Source organism: Streptomyces sp. NPDC006368 (assembly GCF_040612535.1).
Lineage (GTDB): Bacteria > Actinomycetota > Actinomycetes > Streptomycetales > Streptomycetaceae > Streptomyces.
In genome coordinates, this window is sequence record NZ_JBEXQK010000099.1 from 1 (window position 1) to 3,332 (window position 3,332).

The 3,332-nt window shown below is 77.0% G+C and carries 1 protein-coding gene; it reads right to left on the reverse strand.

The features are described 5' to 3' along the window. Positions 1–3,332, reverse strand: a 3,332-nt coding sequence (locus tag ABZZ38_RS30365) for a type I polyketide synthase (protein ID WP_356745753.1), incomplete at both ends; no start/stop codon positions are given.

Here is a 3,332-nt window from a genome sequence, read left to right on the forward strand (position 1 = left end):
TTGACCCCGGCCAGCAGTTCGGCGAGCGCGTCGCGGTCGGTGACGTCGCACGCCTCGACCGAGACGTCGGCGCCGAGCGCGGTCAGCTCGTCGCGGAGCTCGGCCGCGCCCGGGGCGTCGATGCCCCGGCGGCTGACCAGCAGCAGTCCGCGTACGCCGTGCTCCACCACCAGATGCCGGGCGAACAGGGCGCCGAGGCCACCGGTGCCGCCCGTGATCAGGACGGTGCCGTCCGGATCGCCGGCGAACGGGCTCGGCGCGTCACCGGCCGTGCCCCGGGCCAGCCGGGGTGCCCGCAACCGGCCGTCGCGCACGGCGAGTTGCGGTTCGCCGGTGGCGAGGGCGGCGAGCACCTCGGGTGTGTCCGTGTGGGGCGCGTCCGTGTCGAGCAGGACGACGCGGCCCGGGTGCTCGGACTGTACGGCGCGGACCAGGCCCCACAGCGGGGCGGCGGCCAGCGAGGCGATGTCCTCGCCGGGTTCCGCGGCGACCGCGCCCCGGGTGAGGACGAGCAGCCGGGAGCCGTCGAAGCGCTCGTCGGCGAGGAACCGCTGGACGAGGCCGAGGAAGGCCGTGGCCGTCCGGTGCGCGGCGGCGGCCTCGTCGCCCGCCCGCTGATCCGGCGCGGAACCGGCGAGCAGCTCCGCCCGTACGAGGACGACATCGGCGCCGTCGGGCGCGGGCAGTTCGCCTCCGGCCGCCTCGACGATCGTCGGGGAAGCGTCCTTCGCGACCGCCTCCGGCGTGGTCAGGGGCGTCCACTCCACGTCGTACAGGGCGTCGTGGTGCCCGCCCGCCGGGGCGAGCCGGTCCCGGGCGACGGGCCGCAGGGTGAGCGTCTCCACGGCCACCACGGGCTGCCCGGTGACATCGGTGGCCGTCAGCGTGTAGCTGTCCTGTCCGGTCGGCACGATGCGGACGCGCAGCGCGGTGGCACCGGCGGCGTGCAGGGCGGTGCCGGTCCAGGCGAACGGCAGCCGGATCGTGTCCGCGGGGGAGCCGCCGGCGGGGGCGGCGTCGGCGGCGTGCAGCACCAGCGGGTGCAGCAGCGCGTCGAACAGCGCCGGGTGCAGCCCGAAGTGCGCGGCGCCCGCGTGCTGGTCGGCGGGCAGGGCCACCTCGGCGTACAGCTCGTCACCGGACCGCCACAGCGCCGTCAGGCCCTGGAACACCGGTCCGTACTGGTAGCCGAGCTCGGTGAGGCGGTCGTAGACACCGTCCAGCGGCTGCGCCACGGCGCCGGCGGGCGGCCACTGGCCGGCTTCCCCGTCCGGGCCGGTGCCCCGGGGCGCCGCCGCGGCGCCGTCCCCGAGGACGCCCGAGGCGTGCCGGGTCCACGGCTGCGGTTCGTCGGAGCGGCCGTCCGGGCCGCCGTGGTCGGGGCGGGCGTGGATGCTGAAGGCCCGCCCGCCGGAGGGCTCCGGGGCGCCCACGGCGACCTGGACGCGTACGGCGGTGTGCTCGGGCAGCACCAGCGGCGCCTCCAGGGCCAGTTCGTCGACCCGGTCGGTGCCGAAGTGGCCGCCCGCGGTGAGCGCCAGTTCGAGGAAGGCGGTGGCGGGCACCAGCACGGTGCCGCCGACCGCGTGGTCGGCCAGCCAGGGGTGGGTGGCCGTGGAGAGCCTGCCGGTGAGCACCAGGTCCTCGCGCCCGGCCAGTTCCACGGCGGTGTGCAGCAGCGGGTGGCCGGCCGGGTCCAGGCCCAGCCCGCGGGCGTCGGTGGGGCGCTCCGGCGCGAGCCAGTACCGCTCCCGCTGGAAGGCGTACGTGGGCAGGTCGACGCGGTGCGCGCCCGGGTGGAACGTCGCGGCGTCCAGGGGGGCGCCGTGCGCCCAGGCGGTGGCGATCCCGTCGGCGAACGCGGCCGCCTCGGGGCGGCCGGCCCGCATCAGGGGGACCGCCGCCGTCCCGTCCCCGAGCGCGGCGCGGGTCAGCGACGTCAGTACGGGGTCGGGCCCGGCCTCGACGAAGACCGTGGCGCCGTGCCGGGCCAGGGTGCGCACCGCGTCGAGGAACCGCACCGGGCGGCGGATCTGGTCCGCCCAGTAGCCGGGCGAGGTCAGCTCGGCGGTGGTGGCCGGCTCCCCGGTGACGGTCGAGACGATCGGGATGCGCGGCTCGTGGAACGTCAGCTCCTCGGCGACCGCGCGGAACTCCTCCAGTACGTCGTCCATGTGCGGGGAGTGGAAGGCGTGGCTGACCTGGAGCCTGCGGGTCCTGCGGCCCAGCGCGCGCCACTGCTCCGCGAACTCCTCGGCGGCGTCCTCGTCACCGGACACCACGACGGAGGTGGGCCCGTTGACGGCGGCGAGGGACAGCCGGTCGCCCATGGCGGCCAGCCCGTCCGTCAGTTCGGCCTCCTCCGCCTCGATCGCCACCATGGCGCCGCCCGCGCGGGCGGACTCCATCAGCCGGCCGCGCGCGGCGACCAGCCGGGCGGCGTCGGCGAGGGACAGCACGCCCGCCGCGTGAGCGGCGGTCAGCTCGCCGATCGAGTGCCCGGCCAGCAGGTCGGGGCTCACCCCGTGGTGCAGCAGCAGCCGGAACAGCGCGGTCTCGACGGCGAACAGCGCGGGCTGGGTGTAGGCCGTACGGTGCAGAAGCGCCGCGTCCCCGGAGCCGTCGGAGCCGTCGGTGTCCTCGGCGGCGAACAGCACCTCGCGCAGGGGCCGTTCCAGGTGCGGGTCGAGGGCCGCGCACACCTCGTCGAGCGCGGCGGCGAACACCGGGGACGTCTCGTACAGCTCCCGGCCCATGCCGAGGCGTTGCGCCCCCTGCCCGGTGAACAGGAACGCGGTCCGGCCGGCGCCCGCGGCGCTGCCGGTCACCAGCTGCGGTGCCGTCCCACCCGAGGCCAGGGCGTCGAGCCCGGCGAGGAAGGAGTCGGCGGTGGTGCCGGTGATCACGGCGCGCCGCGGCAGCGCGGTCCGGGTGGTCGCCAGGGACAGTCCGACGTCGGCGGGGTGGGCGCCGGTGGCCGTGACGAAGTCGCGGAGCCTGGCGGCCTGGGCGCGCAGGGCGTCCTCGTCGTGGGCGGAGACGGTCCACGGCGCGGGGGAGAGCAGGTCCGGGGTGGCGGACGGGTCCGCGTCCCGGTCGCCCTGCTCGATGATCACGTGGGCGTTGGTGCCGCTGATGCCGAAGGAGGAGACACCGGCGCGGCGCGGCCGGTCGGTCTCGGGCCACCGGGTGGCCTCGGTGAGCAGCTCCACGGCCCCGGCCGTCCAGTCCACGTGCGGTGACGGTTCGTCGACGTGCAGGGTTCTGGGCAGGACACCGTGGCGCATGGCCTGCACCATCTTGATGACACCGCCGACACCGGCGGCGGCCTG